The following is a 25,667-nucleotide window of genomic DNA, read 5'->3' as shown; positions in this document are numbered from 1 at the left end:
CGTTGATGTGGTTTGAATTTGATTTGCGAAGAGTATTATCTTCATCTCGCGCTTGTCAGTTAACCTGCTTTTCCGATTGCGAGTGCGTAGATAAAGAAGATGGCGAAGCCAAAGAGGAAAAGCAATCCTGCAATGGCAAGGTGTTTGAGCCAAGAAGGAAGATTTTTGTTTTCACGCGTTACCAAGGCATAATTCAAAAGAGCGAAGAATGGTGTTGTCAGGAAAGAACCAATCATAGCAAAGCGGAGCATGGTTGATACCTGACCAGCGAAGAACTTGATAATGACGATACCGATGATAGCAGTGATGGTCATCCAGATGTTCAAAGATTTACGATTGTCTTCTTTTTGACTGATTAGCAGTCGGAGAGATTCCTGATTGACACGAGAGTAACCATCAATAACGGTGATAACTGTTCCAAAGATACAGAGGAAGGCAATAAAGGTAATCAAGTAACGGGACCATTCGCCAAGAACAGAGGCATACATGCCCACGAATTGAGAGATGTATTTGGCTGAAGCAGCTTCAACCGCCTGCCCTGTAGGATATTGAATCAATGCTCCCAGTGCTACAAAGAAGACGGCTAGGATAGCTGTTCCAATATAACCAGTGTTAAAGTCAAACAGAGCGTCTTCTGTGTTAAAGTTGACGGTCTTTCTCTTTTCAGCTGACCAAAGTGAGTTGATGGCTGAAATTTCAATAGGAGCCGGCATCCATCCTAGGAGGGAGACGATGAAGGGCAGAGCTGCCATTTGCCAAGGTGTCTTCTCGACAAAATCAGAACTGTATTCTGGATGCTTGACCGCTGCGATGATAACTGCAAGAACAGTCGCAATGGTCAAAGCAGACATAATCCATTTGACCATGCCGTCTAAAAGTCTGTAGCCTCCAAAGAGTAGCATAGCCCAAATGATGGCAACGAGAATGAGGGACCACTGAGTAATGCTAAGTCCAATCATTGGGAAGGCACTGGCGATGATAGCTGAGCACAGAATGGCAACACCAGCCGTGTTGACCATAGCCGAAAAGACATTGAGGATAAAGAAAATCCAGAGATAGAGTTTCCCTTTTTCGGCATAACCTTCAACCAAAGTCTTTCCAGTATCAGCTGTGTATTCAGCACCAAAACGGAAAAATGGATATTTAAAGACATTGGCTAAGATGACCAAGAGAAGTAGAGACCAACCGTAAGAACCGCCAGCTTGAGTGGAAGATACAATGTGGGAACCGCCAACAGCGGCAGTTGCCATTAGGATTCCAGGTCCCATTGCTTTTAGTTTACTTGACCAGGTTGATTGATTTAAGGAAATAGCTTGCGACATGATAAATACTCCTTTTTGAATTTTCAGAATAATCTGGATATGTAATCTATATTCTACAAAAAACTTTGGGAAAATGCAAGAATATTTTGAAAAAAGATAGAAAATTACAGAAAATTTACAAAGAAGATCTGAAAATAACTGCTATGATAGTAAGGTGTAGCAGGATAAAAAAACCGAGAAGTTTCTTTCTCGGTCTTGCTTATTATGAGGTTCTTACTTTTTATGTTTCAAGAGTTGATTGATATGGTCCACTTTTTTAGCTTCTCTTTTATAGAGAATAGCCCAGATGATGAGATAGACAATCGCAAACTCGATAATGAGCTGGAGATAGAAGAACCAGTGGAAGGGGAACCAACCAGCCAGAGTTGCTAGTGGGACAAAGCCAGCCAGCATAAGGAAGAAATGGGAAAGCGTCGCACGGAGCATGCTCCAGTCACGGCTGAATAAGCGGTTACCAAAGTTGAAGAGAATACCGATAGCTGCCCAGATAAGTGTGCAGTAGAGCAAGACCAGGGCACCGTGAACCTGATGCTGAGCCATCACTTGGCCGATGATAGAGGAGGGATTTAGTGGTGCGTAGGTATTTGGTGCATAAATGAGTGAAAAGATGATAGAGAGGATGAGGCCGATGAGGACACCAGTAGCTGCGTCGTGGAAGATTTGTTTTTTCATAGTTCTAATTTCTCCTTGATGGTTTTTAGATAACGGCGTGAAGAGTAGGTGAAGCTTTCGTTTTTCAAGAAAATTTCAACCAGACCGTTGGGCGTGAGCTTGAGATGAGAGATAGAGTCGATATTGACGATTTCAGATTGGGAAATTTGGATAAAAGTGGTCGGCAGAATTTCAAGAACTTGATAGAGCCGCAAATCAATGCTGTAGGTCTGACTCGCGGTTTCTGCTAGAACCTTTCGATTCTCTATATAGAAACGCTGAATCTTGCCAATCTCAACGAGATAGACCTGATTTTCGACTTTCCCTTTGATTTTTTCTTTTTGGTCAAGATTTTCTGCGAATTCGATGACTTTTTGGACTTTTTCGGTCTCTTGAGGTGCTTGGACAATCAGCTTTTCCTCTTCGTAAGTTTCACTAATCTGTAGTTCTACTTTCATAAATTTCTCTCCTTGTTTTTCATACAAAATTGTGATCACTTCTTGTACACTTTTATTAATACTCTTCAAAAATCAAATTCAAACCACGTCAGCGTCGTCTTGCCGTACTAAAGTACTGTCTGCGCCTAGCTTTCTAGTTTGCTCTTTGATTTTTATTGAGTATACCACTATTTTATTCCCCCTGGCAAGGGGCTTTGTCTATGTGGAGGGATTTGGCTTCTATGTGGTGCTAGCTTTTCTGTCCTATCTGAAATATGGTATAATAGCACTAATCAATTTCTAGGAAAATAGATACGGAAAGGGGCTGAAAAATGTCTCATATTATTGAATTGCCAGAGGTGTTGGCAAACCAGATTGCAGCTGGGGAGGTCATTGAACGTCCTGCCAGTGTTGTTAAGGAGCTGGTAGAAAATGCCATTGACGCGGGCTCTAGCCAGATTATTGTTGAGATTGAGGAAGCAGGTCTTAAGAAGATTCAAATCACAGATAATGGTCATGGAATCGCCCACGATGAGGTGGAGTTGGCTCTGCGTCGTCATGCGACTAGTAAGATAAAAAATCAAGCAGACCTCTTTCGGATTCGGACGCTTGGTTTTCGTGGTGAAGCCCTGCCTTCTATAGCATCCGTCAGCGTTTTAACTCTGTTGACTGCGGTGGATGGTGCAAGTCATGGAACCAAGTTAGTCGCGCGTGGGGGTGAAGTTGAGGAAGTCATCCCAGCGACTAGTCCTGTGGGAACCAAGGTTTGTGTAGAGGATCTCTTCTTCAACACGCCTGCCCGTCTCAAGTATATGAAGAGCCAGCAGGCGGAGTTGTCTCATATCATTGATATTGTCAACCGTCTGGGCTTGGCCCATCCTGAGATTTCTTTCAGCTTGATTAGTGATGGCAAGGAAATGACGCGGACAGCTGGGACTGGTCAATTGCGCCAAGCTATCGCAGGGATTTACGGTTTGGCGAGTGCAAAGAAGATGATTGAAATTGAGAATTCTGACCTTGATTTCGAAATTTCAGGTTTTGTGTCCTTGCCTGAGTTGACTCGGGCCAATCGCAATTATATCAGCCTCTTCATCAATGGCCGTTATATCAAGAACTTCCTGCTCAATCGTGCTATTCTTGACGGCTATGGCAGTAAGCTCATGGTGGGGCGTTTTCCACTGGCTGTCATTCACATCCATATCGACCCTTATCTAGCGGATGTCAATGTTCATCCAACCAAGCAAGAGGTGCGGATTTCCAAGGAAAAAGAATTGATGACGCTGGTCTCAGAAGCTATTTCCAACAGTCTCAAGGAACAAACCTTGATACCAGATGCCTTGGAAAATCTTGCCAAATCGACCGTCCGCAATCGTGAGAAGGTGGAGCAAACTATTCTCCCACTCAAAGAAAATACGCTCTACTATGAGCAAACAGAGCCGACAAGACCTAGCCAAGCTGAGGTGGCTGATTATCAGGTAGAATTGACTGATGAAGGACAGGATTTGACCCTGTTTGCCAAGGGAACCTTGGACCAATTGACCAAGCCAGCAAAATTGCATTTTGCAGAGCGAAAACCTGCTAACTACGATCAACTAGACCATCCAGAGTTAGATCTTGCTAGTCTTGATAAGGCCTATGACAAGCTGGAGCGAGAAGAATCATCAAGCTTTCCAGAGTTGGAATTTTTCGGGCAAATGCATGGAACCTATCTCTTTGCCCAAGGGCGAGATGGGCTCTATATCATAGACCAGCACGCGGCTCAGGAACGGGTCAAGTACGAGGAGTATCGTGAAAGCATTGGCAATGTTGACCAGAGCCAGCAGCAACTCCTAGTGCCCTATATTTTTGAATTTCCTGCGGATGATGCCCTTCGTCTTAAGGAAAGAATGGCACTTTTAGAGGAAGTTGGAGTCTTTCTAGCAGAGTACGGAGAAAATCAATTTATCTTACGTGAACATCCTATTTGGATGGCAGAAGAAGAGATTGAGTCAGGCATCTATGAAATGTGTGATATGCTACTCTTGACCAAGGAAGTTTCTATCAAGAAATACCGGGCAGAGCTGGCTATCATGATGTCCTGCAAGCGGTCTATCAAGGCCAATCATCGTATCGATGACCATTCGGCCAGACAGCTCCTTTATCAACTTTCTCAATGTGACAATCCCTATAACTGTCCCCATGGACGTCCTGTTTTGGTGCATTTTACTAAGTCGGATATGGAAAAGATGTTCCGACGCATTCAGGAAAATCACACCAGTCTCCGTGAGTTGGGGAAATATTAAACTAAAAGGAAAACTATGTACGAATATTTAAAAGGAATCATTACCAAAATCACTGCTAAATACATTGTTCTTGAAACCAACGGTATCGGTTATATCCTGCATGTGGCCAATCCCTATGCTTACTCGGGACAGGTCAATCAGGAGGCTCAGATTTATGTGCATCAAGTCGTGCGTGAGGACGCTCATCTGCTTTATGGATTTCGCTCAGAAGACGAGAAAAAACTCTTTCTCAGTCTGATTTCGGTCTCTGGGATTGGTCCTGTATCAGCTCTTGCTATTATCGCTGCTGATGACAATGCTGGCTTGGTTCAAGCCATTGAAACCAAGAACATCACCTACTTGACCAAATTCCCTAAAATTGGCAAGAAAACAGCCCAGCAGATGGTGCTGGACTTGGAAGGCAAGGTAGTAGTTGCAGGAGATGACCTTCCTGCTAAGGTGGCAGTGCAAGCTAGCACTGAAAACCAAGAACTGGAAGAAGCCATGGAAGCTATGCTGGCTCTGGGCTACAAGGCAACAGAACTCAAGAAAATCAAGAAATTCTTTGAAGGAACGACAGATACAGCTGAGAACTATATCAAGTCGGCCCTTAAAATGTTGGTCAAATAGGAGTAGAGCATGACAAAACGTTGTTCGTGGGTCAAGATGACCAATCCGCTCTACATTGCCTATCATGATGAGGAGTGGGGCCAGCCTCTCCATGATGACCAAGCATTGTTTGAGTTATTGTGTATGGAAACCTATCAGGCAGGCCTATCTTGGGAAACGGTGCTCAACAAACGTCAAGCTTTCCGAGAAGCCTTTCATGGCTATCAAATTCAAGCAGTTGCAGAGATGACCGACACCGAATTGGAAGCCTTGTTAGACAATCCAGCCATCATCCGAAATAGAGCCAAGATTTTTTCTACACGCGCTAATGCTCAAGCCTTTCTACGACTACAGGCAGAGTACGGCTCTTTTGATGCCTATCTTTGGTCTTTTGTTGAGGGGAAAACGATCGTTAATGATGTTCCCGACTACCGCCAAGCCCCAGCTAAAACACCCTTGTCTGAAAAATTAGCCAAAGATCTCAAAAAAAGAGGTTTCAAGTTCACAGGCCCAGTCGCTATCTTGTCTTTTCTACAGGCTGCAGGGCTAGTTGATGACCATGAGAATGATTGTGAGTGGAAAAGCGGCAATTAGTGAGTATAGGTAATTAGAATATCTGAGAATATAGAAAAAAGCTGAGAAACTCTTCCCAGCTTTTTATATATACTATTAGATTTGTTAGAGTGAAGTCAAAAAAGTGATTCCACCTAAAATAACACCAGCTGAATTTGGAATGATTAGTATCCAATCCTTCTTAGGTTCCTTTGTCCATCCATAAATAACCCAGATTAAGCAAGATATAGCAGCTGATAAAGGTTGAAATGGTTGAGCTTTATTTCCCTGTAAATTAGCGATAATTTGAGGTATGTAGGCAATAAATACTATAATTCCAATAAAGGCACCAATAGAACCTACGATTCGATTAATTTTTTGTTTTGTCATATACACCTCCTTCAAAAGGATAACATAGAAATTAGCGAAATGCAATAAATTCAGATACAAATTGTAACGAAAACGAATACAAAAGCACAAAAATAGAGAAACTATTTATTTTTTGTTATAGTCAAAGCGAATGACTTGCTCCTGTGCATCTACATGGGCATGGACGCCAAAGGGGACAATTGCTCTCGGAGTTGCGTGGCCGACATTTAGATTATAGATAATCGGGATATTGCTGTCAATAATATCCAATAGTGCCTCTTTATAGTCGTCATAGAAAGTTTCATCCATAGGTTTTCCGACCAGGAGTCCACTGATGACCTCGAATATACCAGTGTCCTTTAAAGTCCGCAACATCTTTTTGAAGTATTCCGGATCAGGCTTTTCTTCGCTTGTTTCTAGCAAGAGGATCTTTCCTTCCCAGTCTGACAAGTCAGGGAAAAGTTTGTATTCTTGGCAGAGCTCCGTGCTATCTGTGTATCGAGAGTTGTCAAAGATATCATAGAGGGACTCAAGACACCCACCGAGGATTTTTCCCTCGAACTGGGCATTTCCTTGCAACAACTCCAAACCAGTATTTGCATGACTGATACGATGTGTCCCCAGAGCCTTGGGACTAAAATCCGTTCGTTCCTCATACCAAACATTGCTAGGGCGGATTTTTGAAATTCTTCCAGTCTCAATCAATTCTTTAAAGTAGTGAAAGCTATAGGGCAACATCTCCTTGTCTAATTCACAAATGTCTGCTAAGAAGGATTGACCATAAAAAGTCTTGATTCCTAGTTTATGCAACATGAGATGGTTCATGGTTGTATCCGAGAAGCCAAGAAAAATTTTTTGTTTGATAACCTTTTGGAGTTGGTCATTTTCAAAAAGATAAGGTAGTAAGCGATAGGTATCGTCCCCACCGATGGCACATAGGATTATGTCGATGTTATCATCAGAAAAGGCATGAATCAAATCCTCTGCACGAGCTTCAGGATGGTTCTTGATAAAGTCTAATCCTTTTAGCGAATGGGGCAAAAAGATAGGATTGAGTCCCAGGTCCTTGAGACGTTGGACACCCAAGTCCACTTCGTGTTTGACAAAGTCCTCTCCGATAATGCCACTAGATAAACTAACAATACCAATAGTAGAAATCATATCTCATCCTCCTAGAAATAGATTGATACTCTTCGAAAATCTCTTCAAACCACGTCAGCTTTGCCTTGACGTATGTATGGTTACTGACTTCGTNNTTGAGCAACCTGCGGCTAACTTCCTAGTTTGCTCTTTGATTTTCATTGAGTATGAGCCTATTTTATCACAAAAGATTAGATAGAGCTATGTGGGATTTCAGAAGAATGCTTTTAAATCAAGAAAGTAGTGAAAAAGCAACCGCACCTGCAGTTGCTTTTATGATTCTTCTTAATAACGTGTTGGTCCTGCACTTGCGCTGCGGATGTTCAAGCGTTTCTTGAGATAGAAGCGAAGGGCTAGGAGGGCTACTCCGATAATAGCCAGCGGCACTGGAGCAAGTACTGGGTTAAGGCTAGCTGGTAGGAAGCTTGTTGCAAAGAAGACAAGCAACCAAAGGAACATAGAAGCTAGGATAACCAGTACAGATTTCCAGAAAGGTGGGCGTTGACTGCGGTCCATATCTGGTCCATAGTATTGGTAAACGAAGTAGTACATCAAGTAGAAGGCAAATCCACCAACCAGTCCAACTAGCAGGAGGGTAATCAAACCGTAACCGATAGCCTGATCTGCTGAGAAGAAGGTTGTGAGGGCGCTGACGAGGGCGAAGAGGCTAGTGATGAAAAGGGCTGAGTCCATAATCATGAGTTTTGGATCATCATTTTCTTTTGGATGCTCTTTTTCATATTGCTCCTTGACAGTGAAGCTGTGAACCCAGTGAGTTGGTGCACCGTAGAGGGAACGAGCAGTAGTGCCTTTGGCTTGCTCTTCAAGGATTTGGGGAATAACTTCCTCAAAAATAGCCTTAATTTCAGCATCTGTTTTTCCATCTTTGATGAATTGTTGGGTAGCGATGTGGACAAATTCTTGGTTTTTCTTAGTTAATTTTTGTAGATCAATCTGAGACATAGGAACTCCTCTTAGAACCATTTTTTATGGATGAGATAGAGAGTGAGCGAGACACTCATAGCAAAGGCGATAAAGACGATTAACCAGAAGGCATTTGGCTCTCCGTTTAGGGGGATTTCATTATCCTTAAAGTTCATCCCGTAGGCAGAAAAGACCATGGTTGGGATGGACATAACGATGGTCACAAGGGCCAAGGTTTTCATGATGTTGTTCTGGTTGTTAGAAATGATAGAGGCGAAGGTCTCTGTCATAGAATGCAAGACGTTTCCATAAATATCTGCCATCTCGATGGCCTGTTGAGTTTCAATCAGGGTATCTTCAAGCAGGTCTTCGTCTTCAAGGTATTTCTTGATATTGCTGGTTGAGCTGGTCAATTTTTTAATCACACGCTCATTTGTTTTGAGGGAAGCCTTGAAATAGACGATGGTTTTTTCCAATTCCATGAGCTCAATCAATTCTTCATTACGAGTTGATTGATGCAGTTGACTTTCGATTTGTTCACTCTTGCGGTCAATCGAACGAAGGGCTGTTAGGTAAAGTTCTGCATTGCGATAGAGAATCTGGAAGATGAAACGCGAACGCATGAAGGTGTAGAAATTACGCAATCGACGGTTGATAAAGACATCGAGGACCGGTAATGGTTCCAAACACGTAGTGATAATGGTTTCCTCGGTGATGATAATACCAAGCGGGATGGTTACGTAGTAGGTGCGGTTATTTCTTTCTTCTGTGACCGGCACGTCAACGATAATCAGGGTGTACTCGTCTTCAATCGTAATACGAGACATTTCTTCCGCATCGAGCGGTGCTCGAAGGTCGGCAATATCAATATCGAAGGCGTTAGCGATTTCGAGTGATTCATTTTGAGTCGGATTGACGAGATTGATCCAAGTACCCGGTTCAAGCGTATCGATCTCTTTAAATTCAGTTGTTGTAGAGAGAAAAACTTGTTTCATATCCCTTATCCTTTCTCATTTTTCATATTTTTTCACACCGTACTATTATACTATAAAATCGGCCTTTTTCAAAATAAATCTAACAAAAATCCTGTTGCTATTGGATTTTTACTTTGTCTTGAAATGTTGATTTTAAAATTTGCTCCCCTTTTTGCTCCCCCTATAGTGCTTTTAGTGCAGTTTCGTAGAATGAGACTGCTTTTTTTGCGTTCTCTTTTGAGAGGTGGCTATATATATCCATGGTCATTGATAAAGTGGAATGACCTAGGCGGTACTGGAGTTCCTTGTATGGTATTCCAGAGTTAAGCAAGAGACTAGCGTGAGTGTGACGGAATCCGTGAAATCCAATGTTAGGAACATCAGCACGCTTAAAATGTGTTTGCAATCTTCTTTTAAGTCTTGAACTGCTAGGATACTCATGAATGAAATCAGAAAATACTACACTTTCACGTTGCCCTATCTTCCAGGCCTCTTTAGTTTGGCGTAGTTTGTACTGTTTTAGCATGCTAACAGTCGCTTGATCTATATCTATATCCCGATAACTAGTCTTAGATTTTGGGCTATTGATTTCTAAATCCCGATTTAGTGTTTTGGTAACATGTACCACGGCATTATCTAAATCTATATCAGACCAGGAAAGAGCTAAAGCTTCATTGATACGGCAACCAGTAGCCAATAGGAACTTATAGAGCGTTGTCTCATAGTAGTAACGATATCTATCGCTATCTAAATTATCGAGATAACCAAGAAACTTTTTTAGTTCTTGATTTTCAAAGTGTTTTACCTTTCGGCGCTTTGCTTTCTGAGTGTTGCGAGGTAAAACAACATCACGCGCAGGATTAGACGGTATAGCTTGCATGGTTACGCCATACTGTAAGATACGTTTATTTAAAGCGTGTATCTTGTCATAGTGTAGAAAAGCCCCCTTTTCCCCTCTATTAGTCTTGTCAGCAAGTTCGTTGATAATTGACTGGATAAGTGGAGTAGTGAGTTTATCGAGCTTGTAAGCCCCGAAAATGGGCAATATATGATTATCGATTAACTTTCTAACATTGCCTTGAGTGTTTGGCTTAACCGTATTCTTATAACTTTCTAACCAGAGATTGGCTAATTCTTGATAGTTTTTTATGGTGCTAGCCTTTTGTCTAGTAGATCCTGTTTTTTGAAAAGCTATTTTTTCTTGAGTAGCTTTCTGCTTAACTTCTTTTTGTGTCCGCCCCGTTACCTTAGTTTTAACTTTCTTTCCTGTTACCTGGTCAACTCCTAGATATACATTAGCACGATAGACTTTACTACCGTCTTTTTTTATAACTTCAGTTATTTTCATGATTTAAACCTTTCTAAAATACATCAGCAGGCAAGCTATTATCAAAAAGGTTTTAGATTGTGGTTTATATCATGCTAGGGCTTCACAGATTGCCCTGTATTCAATTTTAAATAGTCAGACGGTAAATAATACCAGAGTAGGAAACAAGGCGGATATGGGGCTATTTATCGGCTAGGCGTTTTAGATTGTCCAGAGCTTTTTGATTGTTTTTGTAAAGTACCTCTAACTGTTCTTTGGCGATTCTATTGAGTTCAGTTAGGCGGTTGCTTTGTGATAGCCCTTGTTTTATCATTTCAGCGTTAAGACTTTGTAAATTATTAAGAACTAATAACTGTTCAATAGTGGCATTATCTCGCTGATTGCCGTCTTTTTCTGGGAAAGCTTTCTTGTATTCTTTGGCAGTCATACCGAACAAGGCAACATTAACCAAGTCAGCTTCAGAGGAGTAAGCGTATGATATTTGAGACGGCTGGAGTGTTGGGACAATATTTTCTTTAATTGCATCAGTTTGTATTGTGTAATTGAGTTTTGAAATATAGCGGTTCACTTGCCAATCTAACTGATTTCTATAGGCCTCTTCTTGTTTAAGCCGTTGATAGTCTTGAATGATGTAGAGTTTGAACTCTGGGGAAATCCAAGAAGCAAACTCAAAGGCTATGTCTGAGTGGGCATATGTTCCACCGTAACGGCCAGCTTTTGAAGTGATACCGATGGCGTTCATTCTTTCTATCCATTGTTTAGAAGTCATTACAAGCCTACCAGGTTCATTTCTAACCGTATGGAATTCCATACGGTTAAAATTTGGGTTATTAATACTTTCCCAAGTTGCTAAAAAATCTATAGTAGCGTAACTACTAAGCCAGTTTGATATGACTATTCTAGGATCTTCGCTATTTTTATATTTAGCTATATCGGTCAAGCTGATATAATCAGTATTATTGGCTAGTAAAGTGATTTCTTTACCGTTTGCGTTGATTTTAACCATGGTAGTCCTTTCTAAAACATTGTAAGTGGTTGATATTTGTTGACATCAATAAAATTAGTAGATATGGGGCTTATATAGGCTTGAAGCACGAACGAACCACGAGAATCCACGCGCTTCAGGATTGTTGAACATTGTGGCGCGTGGGCATGCTATAGGTCGCATTTTAAATTCAAGAGTGGTATAATAATGTTGTAATCATCTTATCGGGAGCGTCCTCTATAGTGTATAGAGAGTTAGCACCATCTGGTTCAATTAGGTTGATTATATTAGTCTTGATTAAAGGTAAGGGTATTGACTTACCTTTTTTTGTTGCTATTCTTCAATTTCGCTCATTTTTGCGCTTTAGTCTGTAAAATTGGCTTTCTATTCTTCAATTTCCCCCGTTTTTGCACAATAGACCATGAAAAGATGGTTGATATTGGCAAATATGGGGGATTTTTATCTATATAGACTTACGACTTTGCTGATGGCGTGATATTAGTCATCGTTATATGATTTATCGAAGAAGATAGTGTATCCGTTATTTTCTAAGAAATCAACAGCTTTAGTAAAGTCTTCATCTGCCACTTTTTCAAATAATTTCTTTTTATTTCCACTGTTTAAATCAGCAGTTAAAAGCATATTGTAAAAATTTTCAATTTCTTCATCGTTTAAAACGATTATATTTGATTTTAAGAACTTAACAAAGTTTCTAAATTTTTTGTTGTTTTGCTTTTCTTTTTTTAATTCAGCTTGATACATTAATTCAGCGAGTAAGTCACCTTCTTCTGTAAAAGCAAAATTCATTGCCTCTGTACCGGACATTTTAGAAATTTTTTGGCCTAATTCTTTTATTAAGCTAGAGTCATCCTCATACCCCAGCAGATACCCAACGCTTACCCCGAAGTAGTCAGCTAGTTGCTGGGCTTTTTCTGGTTTAATTTGGCGTTCCTCGTTTTCCCATCGCAATACGGTGATTTTAGATACAGAAATTTCATCAGCTAATCCTTGTTGGGTTAGCCCTTTTTGTTTTCTCAGTTCTTTCAATCTATTCATAATTTATCACACCTTTCACAGATGATTATATCTGATTTTTATAAAAGTATCAAGAAATGATACAAAAAATTCTAAAAAACAGTTGACAATTAACCGAAATGGATATATAATAAAACGAAAGTTATCCAAATTGGATACCACTCCCTTCAACCTTTCACACTTTCAATCTATTCATGGAGGGGGATTTTTTTAGAAAGGAGCAAATCTATGAGCAAACTACGAGGCTATCGGGTTATGTTAGGACTAACTCAGCAACAAATGGCGGACAAGCTAAAAATTTCTTTGCAGTCGTACAACAACAAAGAATTAGGTAAAACGCCATTCAATGACAAAGAACGCCTAGCGATTAAGTCAATGGTTGCAGAAATCAAATCAGATATAACCATAGATGAACTATTTTATAGCTAGAAAGGAGCAAACCGATGGAACTAGTCTATATGGACGGTAAAAAAGAGCCGTATACTACGAGTGCAATCATAGCTGAATGCGCTGGAATAAAACACCACGCAATACAGGAACACATTAGAAAACAAATTGGACGACTGGAGCAATTTGGAAAGGTGTCATTTAAAATGCGACCTTTACAAAGTGGCCAGAATACCAAGGACTATATTTTGAATGAGCAACAAGCAACCTTGTTAGTTACATTCTTAAAGAATACCGAGCAAGTGGCCAACTTCAAAACCAACCTAGTCAAAGCATTCTTTGAAATGCGTGAGGAACTTTCTAAGTTTCGTATGCAGAGGGCGCTAGAAAAGCCAAAAAGAAAAACCTTGCATGACAGTATTGAGAATTGGGAACAAGCCCCAAAGTACCCGCATAGCACCATGAACAACCTGCTACTAAAAGCAGTAACCGACAGGAACGCTAAGCAGTTAAGGGAAGAACGTGGGGGCTATAATGGCATTGATAGCTTGACCAGTGACGAGCTGGAGCAATACCAAGCATTTGAGGATATGGTAATAGCCATGATTGGCTTGAATATGAGTTATCAGGAAATCAAAGCTATGGCATTCAGAAATAAAAAAACACGCCAAAGAAGCGCGTGATTGCAACAAAAAAGGCTTAGCAATAACCACACCGCAAAGCCTTTCACACTAACACTAAAACGAATTTAACAAAAAGCAGGCAAGCTATTATCAAAGAGGTTTTAGTAAAGATTTATACCTAGATTATAGCATATCTAGGGCATTTTGACCATACGGAGAGCGCTAATTCTTTAAACTGGACACCACTTCCAAGCGTTCGCCAACTTGGGGCAATCGCCCAGCGTTTGGAGTGGTGCCAATCCTGTATAAGAAACGACATTAAAGGCCAACGGAGGAAAATATGATAGCAGATAAATTAGAAGCTATTTCAACAAATTTAGAAGAAATACAAGAAAGTCTTGTAGGGGCTGAAACTGCATTAGCTAAAAGAGAAATCAGTAGGGTATTGAACGACTTGGATGATGTTTACAATGAACTAAACAGTACAGAATATCGTGAAAAACAGCAAACACTTAAGGAACAGAAGGAAAGGATGAAACAGAGAGTAGTTTCTGAGGTAATAGGAGAATTGGAGTGGGAAGAACGCTCATTTTATGGAAATTATTGGGGTAACACTGATTTTATAAAACTGGTTTCTAGATTTGATGGATTTCTTTTCTTAACCACTTATCTAGCAGAATTGACCAAAGAGAATGTTTATCCTATGGATCAAAGTCAATTATTAAATTATGTATGGGAACTTTTAGCAGTTGATATTGCCAAGAAAAAACGAGGTAAAAAAAATCTCTTGGACTTATGGACAAGTTCGATTGGGTACACCCGTGGAATGATGATTCATGAGGAGGGTTAAAATGACACTAGACCTAGACAACATGACACAGGCAGAATTTGATGAAGTAATGGCTGAGATTAAAGCGAAACGCCCAAACCTCTTCCAGTTTATTGCTGATTTTGTAGATAGAAAGGTAAGCACCGAAGAGGTGGACGAGTTCCTGAAGATGGAGCGAACTGATCAAGTGGACTATATCAAGAATTACAAAGCGAGGGCATAACATGAATGAATTAGATTTGACCAACACACAAGCGGTAATCTTTATGGTGGTATCGATTGGCATATTGCTTTATCTAAACCACCGAGACCGCAAAAAAAGCGCCCAATTTGAGCGAGAAAACCAACAGACGATAGAAACACCTAGCGAGGATTTAAACCCTGATTATGGGCGATATATCCAGCTTGCAGGGGTAAGAGTTTACGGAGGAACTGAATGAGTCTATCAGAGAATGACAAACGAGTATTAAGACTAATCAAGGTAGGGGCTGAGAACTCCATAACAGGGGCAGAAATCAGCCTGATCACTAAGCTGGCAGAAAGAACCGTGCAAGATATTATCAGCCGTCTGATCACGCGCTACGGTGTTCCTATCATCGGGGTACGTCATGGGACATTTAGAGGATATTTTATCCCTGCTAACAAAGAGGAGTTACTGGACGGAGCAAAAGCATTCTATAACCAAGTACAGGAAGAACAGAAACGCCTAACCGTCCTTTTAAATGCTGATTTAGAGAGCTACAAGCAACTACTGAAGGGAGCTGATGAATATGTTTAGTCTTAGTAAAGAGAGCGAATATGAGCTAACTCATGGCGTTCTGGAGCTTGTGGAGAATTACCTGGAGGCGCGTGATACAGTCAAACCACGTTTGACAGGGTTAATCTCAGCCCAGGAGGCTATGGACGAGTTAGATATAAAGTACAAGACACTCCAAAAGTGGGAAGATGCTGGGCTAAGACGATACCAGCCCCCACTAGAAGACACTAGGAAAATCTATTATAAAATATCTGACATCTGGAAGTTTATGGGGGTGGAAAATGGCTAGCTTTGAAAGATTCCCCGGACAGAGAAAATCTGTCCGGACTACCAACGGCTACACTTGGAAAAATAGACAATTAACGCTTGAGCAACGAAAAGAGTTACAACAATTAAAGAAACTGAAAAAGAAACGATTGAAAAACCAGAAAGGATAACCAATGACAGAAATTAAAAAACTAGGACAAGTTCCTGCCGAGACAATAGGGCCATCTGCTAGCATTTTGACAGGATTGTTGAGACGCGGGCAAGTATTGGGTATATCGGCGCCAAGAAGATCCTTAAAGACTAGCGTAGTTATTTCCCTAGCTCTATCTTTAGCCCAGGGGAGTAATTGGCTAGAGTGGAAGAGTAAAAGAGCTTTCAACGTCTTGTATATCAATACGAATCATAAAGAAAACGACTGTTTTAGTAAGTTCATGCAGATTGCCCAACTTTTAGAAGTTGAGCAAAAAGATCTTGACAATATTTCTATCTTAACTCTTCCAAAGTCAACGGCCTTAGAAGATTTAGCCAAAGTTGTAAAAGATAAAGTACCAAACAACGCTTTTCAAGTGGTTATTATTGATAGTATTGATAATTTGAAACTACTGCAGTTCGGGGGCTCCTTAGGGGATTATTTGCAACAGATTAACCAACACGTAGGCGGTGGCCTGATCTATACACAAAGTCATAGAGATAGACCGAAAGGGACTACGGAAAGTTCAGACTTTGCCCAGTGGTCAGAGTCCCTAGCTCATTGCGATAGCTTGTTAGAATTTTTCAAGATGGAATTAGATCCCGAATTGTTACGCCTAGAGAGATTAGAAGCTGTCTGGGATTTGGCCAAGAATGTAATAACTACGCACAATAAAAGATATTTTCAGCTAAATGTAACAAATGACTATATCAATTTCAAAAACAAGAGAGCAACAAGCGAGGATTTACGAAACCATATAGAGGTAGCGCTGGAACATTTACCTACTGAACAAACGCGAGAAATTCTACAAAATTTTGATAACATAGATTTGCCATTAAAAACACGAACTTATTGGAGACTTGAAGCGGTCACCTCGGAAGTTGATTATGACGGGGAGAAAAATTTTCTTTTCTACTATCCACAGTTGATAAACGATAAGGAGAAAATATTAGCTTACCACGAACCAGGAATACCATTACCAAAGGATATTAAAGAAAAGGTGTTGGCTAATGAAGAAATTAGAGAAAGAGCGACGAATAAATTAAAATCTATGATAGCAGACTTTGAACAGGTAAATAATAGATTACCAAGAAAATCAGAGCTTTCACGTTTCGCAAAAATTAGTAGACCTAGCTTAGATAAACTAATTGAGGAATCTGATAATAATGTGGTGGTTATAGATGGATTGATACAAGAAAACCCAACTTATTAACAATTCAAAATGTGTAAAGACTTGTAAATTTTACAATGTAAAGACTTGTAAATTTTACAATGTAAAGACTTGTAAAAAGTTGTAAAAAAAGTGTAAAAATTTTACAAGATTTTACACCTTTACAAACGTAAAATTTACAACTCTTTACAACTCGGTGTAAAAGATGTAAAATAGCGTTTTTTTACATTTGTAAACTAATAAATAATACCTTTAAACCATTGGTTTTATGGGGTTTGTTGGAATATGTAAAGACTTGTAAAGCGTTGTAAAATTTTACAATGTAAACAGGGACAAAATCAGGGACACGACTAGAATAGCCTAGCGTCAATTCTAGTTTGTCCAAGTGTCCGTGAATTGTGGAAGTAAGAACAGGTACAGGAACAGGGGCGATTGAGCTACGCCCCCTGTAACCCTGTAACCCTGTCCTTCAACACTTCCACGGTGCGCGGGTGTAACTTGTAAAGAAATGGAGTAGGTAACTAGTGGTAAAGAAGAGATTAAAAAAACGAGTTATCCAGGATAAGCACTTTTTAGCATTCAAGACAATGCCCTACATGGAAAATATTGGAGAAGTTATTAAGTGGACTGGTGATAACGAACCGATGAGGTATATTTTTGATAAAGCAAGAAAATATCTAGTGTTCGATAAGCTAACCTGTACATGGCAAGGTATGAACTTTGGAAATCCATCTAGGGAATTGCTGTCTAAAACTCCACGATTAAGGCATAGCACAAAAAGGATATACGAGAAGATGGAGGAAAGAAAGTTGGATCTTCTTTCACCACAAGATGGAGAATCTGCTTCTTATATTTCTGACTGGGAAACTTTTAAAAACAGTGAGCTTATTCAGACTTTGAAGCATGAAGACCAACTACTAAAACATTTTGTAATTATAGCCATACAACAGGGATATATTATCCACGATGAACGTAAAAAACTTGTGGGGATTGACTATCGGAGTATAAAAAAGGAGGAAAAACAACATGAAAATTAAACTATTTTATCAGAAATACAAGTAAAGCCTAGAGGATTTTGAAAGCCGGGTAAATGGTTTTATGGCAGGCGTTGAAGTTATTGACGTGAAATATACAGAGGCAACAGTGGGGAATAGTGAGGATATGGATACACTAACCAGTATGATGGTTCTATACAAATAGCATGAGAGGCTAAACATGGAAATACAAGAAGGCTTTATTTATTTCAAAAGTTATGGTATAATAAAACTGTTAGAGGTTCCAAGGTTTGGGAGTATCACGCTTAAAATACAAGACGGCGAGATTGTCTCCAGCGTGGAATCTAAAACAACAATATTTAAAAAGAATACTGACTGAAAAAATCAGAGGTATAGCATAAAGTAGAGTAATCTATTTTGGCTATGCCTCTTTTGTTTTTGGAAAGATTGGAGGAAAAAGAAATGCCAACATTGCAAGAAGTCAAAAACCAGATGGACAAAGTACGGACTCAATTAGAGATTTTTGATCGCTTTGATGAGGAAATCAAGAAAACCGAAAAAGAAGTTGAGGCTATTAAATCTAAGAAAGCTGAGTTACAAACTTTTGAAGATTTTAAGGCAGTCAATTCTAAAGAGAAATATATTGCTGATATGAAAGCACAAAGAACAAAACTCGAAAAAGAACGAATTGACTCAATAGTGGCAGACGCTAGAAAAATTAATGCGAAAGGTTATTTAGAGACAGCATTAGAACAAGATGAAACAGTGAAACGCCAGCGTCAAGAAATCAAACAGAAATCTATTGAGCTTTTAGAGTTGATTGCAAATTATAACGAAAACTACAAAAACACTGCTAAGAGATTGGCTGATGAGGTAAGAGAAACAGGTATCGAAGAGTTATTTGACCGCCTGAATACATCTCCAGAATATAGTGGAGTAAGTAAGCCTTACATTTACAGTGGTGTAGCTGGTTATATGGGAAACCAGCACCGCTATTTAGATCCGAGTGATGATTTGGCGTATTTTGTGAATCGTATTAACTATTTTGAGGGAGAACAATAATGAAAGATGAACATAAACAACTGTTTCAAGAAATCGAAGAAGAGAAGAGACAAGCTGACTTACTGCAGGGGCTTGCCAAGAACGTAGAAAGTATTTCAAAATCTTACGAAGAGGAAGCTGTAACCCTTGAAGAGTTTAAGGCTATGGGCTACAAGCGTAGACATGAACTATATGAGAAAGATAAAGCCTTGTATGATAAGCTACTGGGCAAAGAAAGACGTGGTTTATTAGGTTTGTGATGTGGAGGGGAGCAATCCCCTTTTTTTACATAAATCAGACAGAATTACACACGAGGTAGGGGAATGGTTAGAAGTTTAAAAGCAAGACTAGAAAAGTTAGAAGAGTATGCTGGAAAGACGGAATATGCAACAACTGATGAATGTATATCTTTATATGTGGATTGTTTAAGATTTGCTTTTCAGCAAGATGAAATAAAGATAGATATGGATGATTTTATTAAAACACCATTTAAAGATATTAAGCTAGCAGACTATAAGAAATCAAAAAAACGTATGGATGAACTTAGGGAAATGACTGGGATAAGTGAGTTTCCAGAATTAGACCAATAAAGTGAGGTGACTAGTATTTGACAGAATTAAGCAGAAAAAAAGAAATATTTATGGCCAATTATCTCATGACTGGGAATGTAAAAAAGCTAGTGAATTAAGTGGAATAACCAGAAGGACGGCTTACAATTACTTGAACGATGTAACTTTTAAGAGGGTTTACCGTGAAAGACGTAGCGAACAACTCAAGGAGTCTACTACGCTGTTACAGAATGCGAGTGTTGAGGCTGTAACCGTATTGAGGGAAATTATGCTAGATGAGACAGTAAGCCCTTACGCTAGACAACAAAGCGCCCAGAGCATTCTAAACATGGCTTATAAGGCGGTTGAAATGGTTGAAGTAGTAGAGCAATTAGAAATATTAGAGGCGAAGATACTAGATGAAGGCGATTAAAAACCGTTTAAATAAGTTGAATAAGTTAGCGGTGGTTGATGAAGTTGATACCGTGTTTTTGACGCAGATTGATACTGGACATTTTGAGGTAAGATATAGGATAGGTGGAAAAAATCCCAAAGATATTATAGAAGTCTATCCGACAAAAGAAGAAGCAGAAAAAGCTATTTCAGAAATTAAAAATACAAAAGGATTGCGGATATTCTGGGACAATATAGGTTTTTGTAATGAATAGAGCTTATCAGTTATCAAGCAGATAAGAGCAATAAAAACCCTCCTTAACTCCCTGAGAAATGACAAGCAGATAAGCAAAGAAATAACTTGCCTTAATTGCTTGCAGAATGACAAGGAAATAAGAGAGATAAAAACATCCCTTAATTGCTTATCAAACCACAAGGAGATATGGGGGGCTATCTCCCTCCCCACGCGCTTCTATGAGCTTCACACCGTCACTGTACATTTTTTCTCACGGGAAAGCATTTGAAGCTAGAGCGAACATAGAGAAAACGCAAATATTACACCAAAAAGGAGAGTCAACTTGACCATTAAAGAAATAGAGGAACAACTAAAAAGAGTAAAGAAAGGGAACGACCTTATCCAGAGACTGCAACTAAAGTACCAAAGTTTAGACAATGGACTATTATCTGGATCCAATCAATTCACTACAAGGGTAAAAACTAGCAAAACCAATACTACTGAGGATAAGATACTTGAAATCTTGGAACAAAAAGATGAGATAGTGGAGCAAATGAGCGCCCTTATAGACGAGCGGATAGCAACAATGAAATTAATAGATCAGCTAGATGAAATTGAAGAATGTTTGGTATTGACAATGATATATGTGAATAACCTACCTATGGCTGAGGTTTGTAAGGAGTTAAATTTTAGCAAAGTACAAATTTACAGAATTAAGAAAAAAGCCATTGAGAACTTGGCCAAGGTTAAAAATGCCAATCGATAAAGAAGAGACAACAAAGCAGGCCTACAGATTTCTGAAAAGCTATCACTCACTGGTTAAATTGAGCCTATACGGTCAAGATGGAGCATTTGAAGCCAAAGCGCTGGAATTGGTGCGCGTGATTGAAGCCTTCAGGGACAATCTGGACGATGTAAGGCGTGATATATTCTCCAATCTCTTTACAAGGCGAACTGGAGAGAGGTTAAAGATATGGCAGTTATACGAGGCATTGGGCATTGATAAGGCTGAGTATGAAAGTCTCAAAGCTGAGATACTGCTAGACTTTGCTAAAAGCTATCGAGACGGTGTATTGTTGATTGAATATTAGGATAGGAAAGTTTATAATGAAGTCATAGCGTAAGAGAAAATACTTAAAATTTTATGTGAAGTGTTTAAATTTGAATTTGGAAGGATTGAATGATATGGTTAAAAAAGATATTTATGATTGGCCAGAAGCCGAAGACGACAATCTGGATGAATTGTTAAAAAAAGCCTATGAACGAAATAAAAACAAAACTGTTGAGGAGTTAGATGACGAATGGGATGAATTTGTCAGGAGTCTAAAACTAGAATCAATTTAATTAAGCACCTAGAGAAATCTAAGTGCTTTTTGATATGAGTTATTTTTGCCTTTTATATACTACGTGGTATAATGAACTTATCAGCAATAAAAAAGCACGTTTGACCGTGCTAGTTTCTTGCCTGCTGAACTCATCGATTGATTGCCCTTTTGTGGGGCTTTTTTGCTCCCCTTTTTGCGTACTTTGGGGGAGCAAGTAGTAAAAAGTAATGTTAGTATTTTTTGTTCAAAAGCGCGTGATATAAGGGTTAGGAAGCCCTAAGGAAACATAAAATAAGAAGTTTTTTATTATACTATAAATTCATCCTTTTGGGTAATAGAATCTCACTTTTTTTGGTATAATGGTAAGCAATAATGGACTAGAAAGAACAAAGATGCAAGATAAAATTGTCATTCATGGGGCGCGTGCCCATAATTTAAAAAATATTGATGTGGAGATTCCGCGAGACAAGTTGGTTGTCGTGACCGGCTTGTCAGGTTCAGGGAAATCCAGTCTGGCCTTTGATACCCTCTATGCTGAGGGGCAACGTCGCTATGTAGAGAGTCTATCAGCCTATGCTCGTCAATTCTTAGGAAATATGGAGAAGCCGGATGTAGATGCTATTGATGGTCTGAGCCCAGCTATTTCCATCGACCAGAAAACGACTAGCAAAAATCCTCGCTCGACGGTGGGAACCACGACTGAAATCAATGACTATCTGCGTCTCCTCTACGCGCGTGTGGGGACGCCTTACTGTATCAACGGGCATGGGGCTATCAAGGCTTCTTCTGTGGAGCAAATTGTGGATAAGGTTTTGGAGTTACCTGAACGCCAGCGTCTGCAAATTTTAGCTCCTGTCATCCGTAAGAAAAAAGGCCAACATAAGAGTGTTATTGAGAAAGTTCAGAAAGATGGGTATGTCCGTGTCCGTGTGGATGGGGAAGTCTATGATGTGACCGAAGTGCCAGACTTGTCTAAGAGCAAGCAACACAATATTGATGTCGTAGTTGACCGTATTGTCATCAAGGAGGGCATTCGTAGTCGTCTCTTTGATTCCATTGAGGCTGCCCTTCGTATCGCAGAAGGTTATGTCATTATCGATACTATGGACGATTCTGAGTTGCTCTTCTCTGAGCATTATGCCTGTCCAGTTTGTGGCTTTACTGTTCCAGAGTTAGAGCCACGACTCTTCTCATTCAATGCTCCTTTTGGTTCTTGTAGTGAGTGTGACGGCTTGGGCATCAAGCTGGAGGTGGATACTGATTTGGTAGTGCCAGATGCCAGCAAAACCTTACATGAGGGAGCGCTGGCACCTTGGAATCCTATCTCATCCAACTACTATCCAAACATGCTAGAGCAGGCTATGACAGCTTTTGGAGTGGATATGGATAAGCCTTTTGAGGATTTGTCAGAAGAAGATAAGAACTTGATTCTCTACGGATCAGATGGCAAGGAATTCCATTTCCACTATGAGAATGAATTTGGTGGTGTGCGCGATATTGACATTCCTTTTGAGGGAGTTGTCAATAATATCAAGCGTCGCTATCACGAGACAAACAGCGACTACACCCGCACCCAGATGCGCCTCTACATGAATGAGCTGACCTGCGGAACCTGTCACGGCTATCGTCTCAATGACCAGGCCTTGTCTGTCCGTGTTGGTGGTGAGAAAGGACCACATATCGGAGAAATTTCAGACCTGTCTATCGCTGATCACTTGGAATTAGTCAGTCAGTTGACTCTATCTGAAAATGAATCCATCATTGCTCGGCCTATTCTCAAGGAAATCAAGGATCGTTTGACCTTCCTTAATAACGTGGGACTCAACTATCTGACTCTGTCACGCTCAGCAGGAACCCTTTCAGGTGGGGAAAGTCAGCGTATTCGCTTGGCAACTCAGATTGGTTCTAACCTATCAGGCGTCCTCTATATCCTAGATGAGCCGTCAATCGGTCTTCATCAGAGGGATAATGATCGCCTGATTGCCAGTCTCAAAAAGATGCGTGATTTGGGCAATACTCTCATAGTAGTGGAACATGACGAAGATACCATGCGTGAGGCTGATTATCTGATTGATGTTGGTCCCGGTGCCGGTGTTTTTGGTGGGGAAATTGTTGCGGCAGGTACGCCTAAACAGGTAGCTCGTAACAGTAAGTCTATCACAGGCCAGTACTTGTCAGGCAAACGTGCTATTCCAGTGCCAACAGAGCGCCGTGTGGGAAATGGTCGTTTTATCGAAGTGACAGGAGCGCGTGAAAACAACCTGCAAAATGTTACTGCTCGCTTTCCACTAGGAAAATTCATCGCCGTTACAGGGGTATCTGGCTCAGGGAAATCGACCCTCATCAACAGCATTCTTAAAAAAGCTATTGCCCAGAAGCTCAATCGTAATTCAGACAAACCTGGTAAATTCAAAACCATTACAGGGATTGAGCATGTAGACCGCTTGATTGATATTGATCAGAGCCCTATCGGACGAACGCCGAGGTCTAACCCTGCTACCTATACAGGAGTTTTTGACGATATACGTGACCTTTTTGCTCAGACAAATGAAGCCAAGATTCGAGGCTACAAGAAGGGCCGTTTCAGTTTCAACGTCAAGGGTGGTCGCTGTGAAGCCTGCTCAGGTGACGGGATTATCAAGATTGAGATGCACTTCTTGCCAGATGTTTACGTGGCTTGTGAAGTCTGCCACGGAACCCGCTATAACAGTGAAACCCTAGAAGTTCACTACAAGGAAAAGAATATTTCGCAGGTCTTGGATATGACTGTCAACGATGCGGTGGAATTCTTCCAACACATTCCGAAAATTCAACGTAAACTCCAAACCATCAAGGATGTGGGACTGGGATATGTAACGCTAGGGCAACCAGCTACCACCCTTTCTGGGGGAGAAGCCCAGCGTATGAAGTTGGCTAGTGAACTCCACAAACGATCGACAGGAAAATCTTTCTACATTCTGGATGAGCCGACGACAGGACTCCATACAGAGGATATCGCTCGCTTGCTTAAGGTTTTAGCTCGCTTTGTAGACGATGGCAATACAGTTCTTGTCATTGAGCACAATCTGGATGTCATTAAGACAGCAGACCATATTATTGACTTGGGACCTGAAGGTGGTGTCGGTGGTGGAACCATCATCGCAACAGGAACTCCAGAAGAAGTAGCGGCCAATGAAGCCAGCTACACAGGACATTATTTGAAAGGAAAGTTACATCATGAATAAACGTGTACAAGCATTTCTAGCTAAAATGCAAGAAAAAGAACTAGATGGTATCATCATCAATAACCTTAAAAACGTCTATTATTTGACTGGTTTTTGGGGCTCAAACGGAACAGTCTTTATCAGCCGTGACCGTCAGGTCTTGGTGACAGACTCTCGCTATATCATTGCAGCCAAGCAAGAAACCAGTGGCTTTGAGATTGTAGCTGACCGCGATGAATTAGCTGTTATTGCAGGAATTGTTAAGGACATGGGCTTGTCTCGAATCGGTTTTGAAGATGAGATTTCGGTCTCTTATTATCATCGTATGCAGGCAACCTTTGAAGGAATTGACTTGCTTCCACAGACTCAGTTTGTTGAGGGTCTTCGAATGATTAAGGATGAGGCGGAGATTGCAGCTATTCGCAAGGCTTGTTCTATCTCAGACCAAGCTTTTCGCGATGCGCTTGACTTTATTAAGCCAGGAAAGACTGAAATTGAGATTGCCAACTTCCTTGACTTCCGCATGCGTGAGTTGGGAGCATCTGGCTTGTCTTTTGACACAATTCTAGCTAGCGGTATCAATTCTTCCAAACCCCATGCCCATCCCATGCACAAACCAGTGGAATTGGGAGAAGCCATTACCATGGATTTCGGCTGCCTATATGACCACTATGTCAGTGATATGACACGAACTATCTACTTGGGGCATGTTAGCGACGAGCAGGCAGAGATTTACAATACGGTTTTGAAAGCCAACCAAGCCTTGATTGACCAGGCTAAGGCTGGCTTAGGTTTCCGTGACTTTGACAAAATTCCTCGTGATATTATCATCGAGGCAGGCTATGGCGACTACTTTACCCACGGTATTGGACACGGTATTGGACTGGATATCCATGAAGAGCCTTACTTTAGCCAAACTTCTACAGAAACTATTAAGGCAGGTATGGCATTGACAGATGAGCCAGGTATCTATATCGAAGGCAAATATGGCGTTCGTATCGAGGATGATATTCTGATTACAGAGACAGGTTGTGAATTATTGACCCTTGCTCCAAAAGAGTTGATAGTTATTTAAGAGTTAAACAACTCAAATGATTGACTTTTAAATTTTAAAGGT

The 25,667-nt window shown here is 40.3% G+C and carries 33 protein-coding genes; 23 read left to right on the top strand and 10 right to left on the bottom strand.

From position 1 onward, the window contains the following. Positions 1 to 59: 59 nt before the first annotated feature. The 3 genes from HT697_RS07785 to HT697_RS07775 form a co-directional block, all read right to left on the bottom strand. Positions 60 to 1,322, bottom strand: coding sequence for an NRAMP family divalent metal transporter (locus tag HT697_RS07785; protein WP_173262789.1), 1,263 nt, complete (start codon positions 1,320 to 1,322; stop codon positions 60 to 62). 213 nt (positions 1,323 to 1,535) lie between these two features. Next, the gene (locus HT697_RS07780; RefSeq protein WP_173262786.1) at positions 1,536 to 1,994 is read right to left on the bottom strand and encodes a DUF3021 domain-containing protein; all 459 of its coding nucleotides are present in this window, start codon (positions 1,992 to 1,994) and stop codon (positions 1,536 to 1,538) included. After that, entirely contained in the window at positions 1,991 to 2,431 is a 441-nt protein-coding gene (locus HT697_RS07775) for a LytTR family DNA-binding domain-containing protein (RefSeq protein ID WP_173262783.1), read from the bottom strand. Before HT697_RS07775 ends, HT697_RS07780 begins: the two co-directional genes overlap by 4 nt. A 311-nt stretch (positions 2,432 to 2,742) precedes the next feature. On the opposite strand from HT697_RS07775, the gene mutL reads away from it, so the two are divergent. Genes mutL through HT697_RS07760 form a run of 3 tightly spaced genes read left to right on the top strand, consistent with a single transcriptional unit; the run spans position 2,743 to position 5,874 of the window. Beyond that, positions 2,743 to 4,692 (top strand): DNA mismatch repair endonuclease MutL, encoded by a 1,950-nt coding sequence (gene mutL, locus HT697_RS07770; RefSeq protein WP_173262780.1) that lies wholly within the window; start codon positions 2,743 to 2,745, stop codon positions 4,690 to 4,692. A gap of 15 nt (positions 4,693 to 4,707) precedes the next feature. Next, a complete protein-coding gene (gene ruvA, locus HT697_RS07765) occupies positions 4,708 to 5,301 on the top strand; it encodes a Holliday junction branch migration protein RuvA (protein ID WP_173219189.1) in 594 nt (197 codons plus the stop codon). A 9-nt stretch (positions 5,302 to 5,310) separates the two neighbouring features. Then, a complete protein-coding gene (locus tag HT697_RS07760) occupies positions 5,311 to 5,874 on the top strand; it encodes a DNA-3-methyladenine glycosylase I (RefSeq protein ID WP_173219191.1) in 564 nt (187 codons plus the stop codon). Between the two features lie 84 nt (positions 5,875 to 5,958). Here the strand turns inward: HT697_RS07760 and HT697_RS07755 are convergent, their stop codons facing one another. The 7 genes from HT697_RS07755 to HT697_RS10380 all read right to left on the bottom strand — a co-directional run bounded on the left by HT697_RS07755 (position 5,959) and on the right by HT697_RS10380 (position 12,607). Then, complete coding sequence (locus HT697_RS07755; RefSeq protein WP_000166114.1) at positions 5,959 to 6,222, bottom strand: SemiSWEET family transporter; 264 nt, start codon at positions 6,220 to 6,222, stop codon at positions 5,959 to 5,961. A gap of 105 nt (positions 6,223 to 6,327) precedes the next feature. Next, positions 6,328 to 7,362: a S66 peptidase family protein gene (locus HT697_RS07750; protein WP_173262778.1), complete on the bottom strand. Its 1,035-nt coding sequence runs from the start codon at positions 7,360 to 7,362 to the stop codon at positions 6,328 to 6,330. A gap of 264 nt (positions 7,363 to 7,626) precedes the next feature. Continuing rightward, on the bottom strand, positions 7,627 to 8,304 hold the full coding sequence (locus HT697_RS07745) for a DUF1129 domain-containing protein (protein ID WP_173219197.1): 678 nt from the start codon (positions 8,302 to 8,304) through the stop codon (positions 7,627 to 7,629). 11 nt (positions 8,305 to 8,315) lie between these two features. Then, positions 8,316 to 9,260, bottom strand: a complete 945-nt coding sequence (locus HT697_RS07740) for a magnesium transporter CorA family protein (RefSeq protein ID WP_000815623.1) — start codon at positions 9,258 to 9,260, stop codon at positions 8,316 to 8,318. A gap of 160 nt (positions 9,261 to 9,420) precedes the next feature. Continuing rightward, positions 9,421 to 10,587, bottom strand: coding sequence for a site-specific integrase (locus HT697_RS07735; protein ID WP_173219200.1), 1,167 nt, complete (start codon positions 10,585 to 10,587; stop codon positions 9,421 to 9,423). 160 nt (positions 10,588 to 10,747) lie between these two features. Continuing rightward, positions 10,748 to 11,572, bottom strand: a complete 825-nt coding sequence (locus HT697_RS07730) for a KilA-N domain-containing protein (protein ID WP_078748291.1) — start codon at positions 11,570 to 11,572, stop codon at positions 10,748 to 10,750. Between the two features lie 477 nt (positions 11,573 to 12,049). Further along, the gene (locus HT697_RS10380; protein WP_240147153.1) at positions 12,050 to 12,607 is read right to left on the bottom strand and encodes a helix-turn-helix domain-containing protein; all 558 of its coding nucleotides are present in this window, start codon (positions 12,605 to 12,607) and stop codon (positions 12,050 to 12,052) included. Between the two features lie 207 nt (positions 12,608 to 12,814). Here HT697_RS10380 and HT697_RS07720 point away from each other — a divergent pair, with 207 nt between their 5' ends. The 20 genes from HT697_RS07720 (at position 12,815) to HT697_RS07620 (ending at position 25,625) form a co-directional block, all read left to right on the top strand. Next, positions 12,815 to 13,015 (top strand): helix-turn-helix domain-containing protein, encoded by a 201-nt coding sequence (locus HT697_RS07720; RefSeq protein ID WP_000040966.1) that lies wholly within the window; start codon positions 12,815 to 12,817, stop codon positions 13,013 to 13,015. Between the two features lie 14 nt (positions 13,016 to 13,029). After that, a complete protein-coding gene (locus HT697_RS07715; protein WP_173219203.1) occupies positions 13,030 to 13,656 on the top strand; it encodes a Rha family transcriptional regulator in 627 nt (208 codons plus the stop codon). Between the two features lie 280 nt (positions 13,657 to 13,936). Then, positions 13,937 to 14,446, top strand: coding sequence for a hypothetical protein (locus HT697_RS07710; RefSeq protein WP_173219205.1), 510 nt, complete (start codon positions 13,937 to 13,939; stop codon positions 14,444 to 14,446). Between the two features lies 1 nt (position 14,447). Further along, positions 14,448 to 14,648 carry a hypothetical protein gene (locus HT697_RS07705; RefSeq protein WP_173219208.1) on the top strand — a complete coding sequence of 67 codons (201 nt, stop codon included), beginning with the start codon at positions 14,448 to 14,450 and terminating at the stop codon, positions 14,646 to 14,648. A gap of 1 nt (position 14,649) precedes the next feature. After that, positions 14,650 to 14,865, top strand: coding sequence for a hypothetical protein (locus HT697_RS07700; RefSeq protein ID WP_173219211.1), 216 nt, complete (start codon positions 14,650 to 14,652; stop codon positions 14,863 to 14,865). Then, positions 14,862 to 15,203 carry a DNA-binding protein gene (locus HT697_RS07695; RefSeq protein WP_173219213.1) on the top strand — a complete coding sequence of 114 codons (342 nt, stop codon included), beginning with the start codon at positions 14,862 to 14,864 and terminating at the stop codon, positions 15,201 to 15,203. Before HT697_RS07700 ends, HT697_RS07695 begins: the two co-directional genes overlap by 4 nt. After that, entirely contained in the window at positions 15,196 to 15,471 is a 276-nt protein-coding gene (locus tag HT697_RS07690; RefSeq protein ID WP_173219216.1) for an XRE family transcriptional regulator, read from the top strand. Before HT697_RS07695 ends, HT697_RS07690 begins: the two co-directional genes overlap by 8 nt. After that, positions 15,464 to 15,619: a hypothetical protein gene (locus tag HT697_RS07685; protein ID WP_173219219.1), complete on the top strand. Its 156-nt coding sequence runs from the start codon at positions 15,464 to 15,466 to the stop codon at positions 15,617 to 15,619. Before HT697_RS07690 ends, HT697_RS07685 begins: the two co-directional genes overlap by 8 nt. 3 nt (positions 15,620 to 15,622) lie before the next feature. Continuing rightward, positions 15,623 to 16,852 carry an AAA family ATPase gene (locus HT697_RS07680; RefSeq protein ID WP_173219222.1) on the top strand — a complete coding sequence of 410 codons (1,230 nt, stop codon included), beginning with the start codon at positions 15,623 to 15,625 and terminating at the stop codon, positions 16,850 to 16,852. 482 nt (positions 16,853 to 17,334) lie between these two features. Next, positions 17,335 to 17,847, top strand: coding sequence for a hypothetical protein (locus HT697_RS07675; protein ID WP_173262775.1), 513 nt, complete (start codon positions 17,335 to 17,337; stop codon positions 17,845 to 17,847). Positions 17,848 to 18,267: 420 nt separating this feature from the next. Then, entirely contained in the window at positions 18,268 to 18,867 is a 600-nt protein-coding gene (locus HT697_RS07665; protein ID WP_240147154.1) for a hypothetical protein, read from the top strand. Continuing rightward, positions 18,867 to 19,106 (top strand): hypothetical protein, encoded by a 240-nt coding sequence (locus HT697_RS07660; protein WP_023935898.1) that lies wholly within the window; start codon positions 18,867 to 18,869, stop codon positions 19,104 to 19,106. Before HT697_RS07665 ends, HT697_RS07660 begins: the two co-directional genes overlap by 1 nt. Before the next feature lie 63 nt (positions 19,107 to 19,169). Next, positions 19,170 to 19,436 (top strand): hypothetical protein, encoded by a 267-nt coding sequence (locus HT697_RS07655; RefSeq protein ID WP_023935896.1) that lies wholly within the window; start codon positions 19,170 to 19,172, stop codon positions 19,434 to 19,436. A gap of 130 nt (positions 19,437 to 19,566) precedes the next feature. Continuing rightward, entirely contained in the window at positions 19,567 to 19,827 is a 261-nt protein-coding gene (locus HT697_RS07650) for a replication protein (RefSeq protein ID WP_240147155.1), read from the top strand. Next, positions 19,814 to 20,062: a hypothetical protein gene (locus tag HT697_RS07645; protein WP_173219231.1), complete on the top strand. Its 249-nt coding sequence runs from the start codon at positions 19,814 to 19,816 to the stop codon at positions 20,060 to 20,062. The genes HT697_RS07650 and HT697_RS07645 overlap by 14 nt, the downstream gene beginning before the upstream one ends. A gap of 303 nt (positions 20,063 to 20,365) precedes the next feature. Next, a complete protein-coding gene (locus HT697_RS07640; RefSeq protein ID WP_173219234.1) occupies positions 20,366 to 20,788 on the top strand; it encodes a DUF1492 domain-containing protein in 423 nt (140 codons plus the stop codon). Then, positions 20,775 to 21,113: a hypothetical protein gene (locus HT697_RS07635; RefSeq protein WP_173219237.1), complete on the top strand. Its 339-nt coding sequence runs from the start codon at positions 20,775 to 20,777 to the stop codon at positions 21,111 to 21,113. Before HT697_RS07640 ends, HT697_RS07635 begins: the two co-directional genes overlap by 14 nt. A 94-nt stretch (positions 21,114 to 21,207) precedes the next feature. Continuing rightward, positions 21,208 to 21,366, top strand: coding sequence for a hypothetical protein (locus tag HT697_RS07630; protein ID WP_173219240.1), 159 nt, complete (start codon positions 21,208 to 21,210; stop codon positions 21,364 to 21,366). 373 nt (positions 21,367 to 21,739) lie between these two features. Further along, positions 21,740 to 24,571 carry an excinuclease ABC subunit UvrA gene (uvrA, locus tag HT697_RS07625; protein ID WP_173262772.1) on the top strand — a complete coding sequence of 944 codons (2,832 nt, stop codon included), beginning with the start codon at positions 21,740 to 21,742 and terminating at the stop codon, positions 24,569 to 24,571. Next, positions 24,564 to 25,625: a Xaa-Pro peptidase family protein gene (locus tag HT697_RS07620; RefSeq protein ID WP_049515513.1), complete on the top strand. Its 1,062-nt coding sequence runs from the start codon at positions 24,564 to 24,566 to the stop codon at positions 25,623 to 25,625. The genes uvrA and HT697_RS07620 overlap by 8 nt, the downstream gene beginning before the upstream one ends. Positions 25,626 to 25,667 lie beyond the last annotated feature (42 nt).

This window comes from Streptococcus sp. 1621, from assembly GCF_013276615.1.
Classification (GTDB): domain Bacteria; phylum Bacillota; class Bacilli; order Lactobacillales; family Streptococcaceae; genus Streptococcus.
The sequence above is the reverse complement of the archived record's forward strand: the minus strand, read 5'-3'. Positions and strand labels throughout refer to the sequence as shown.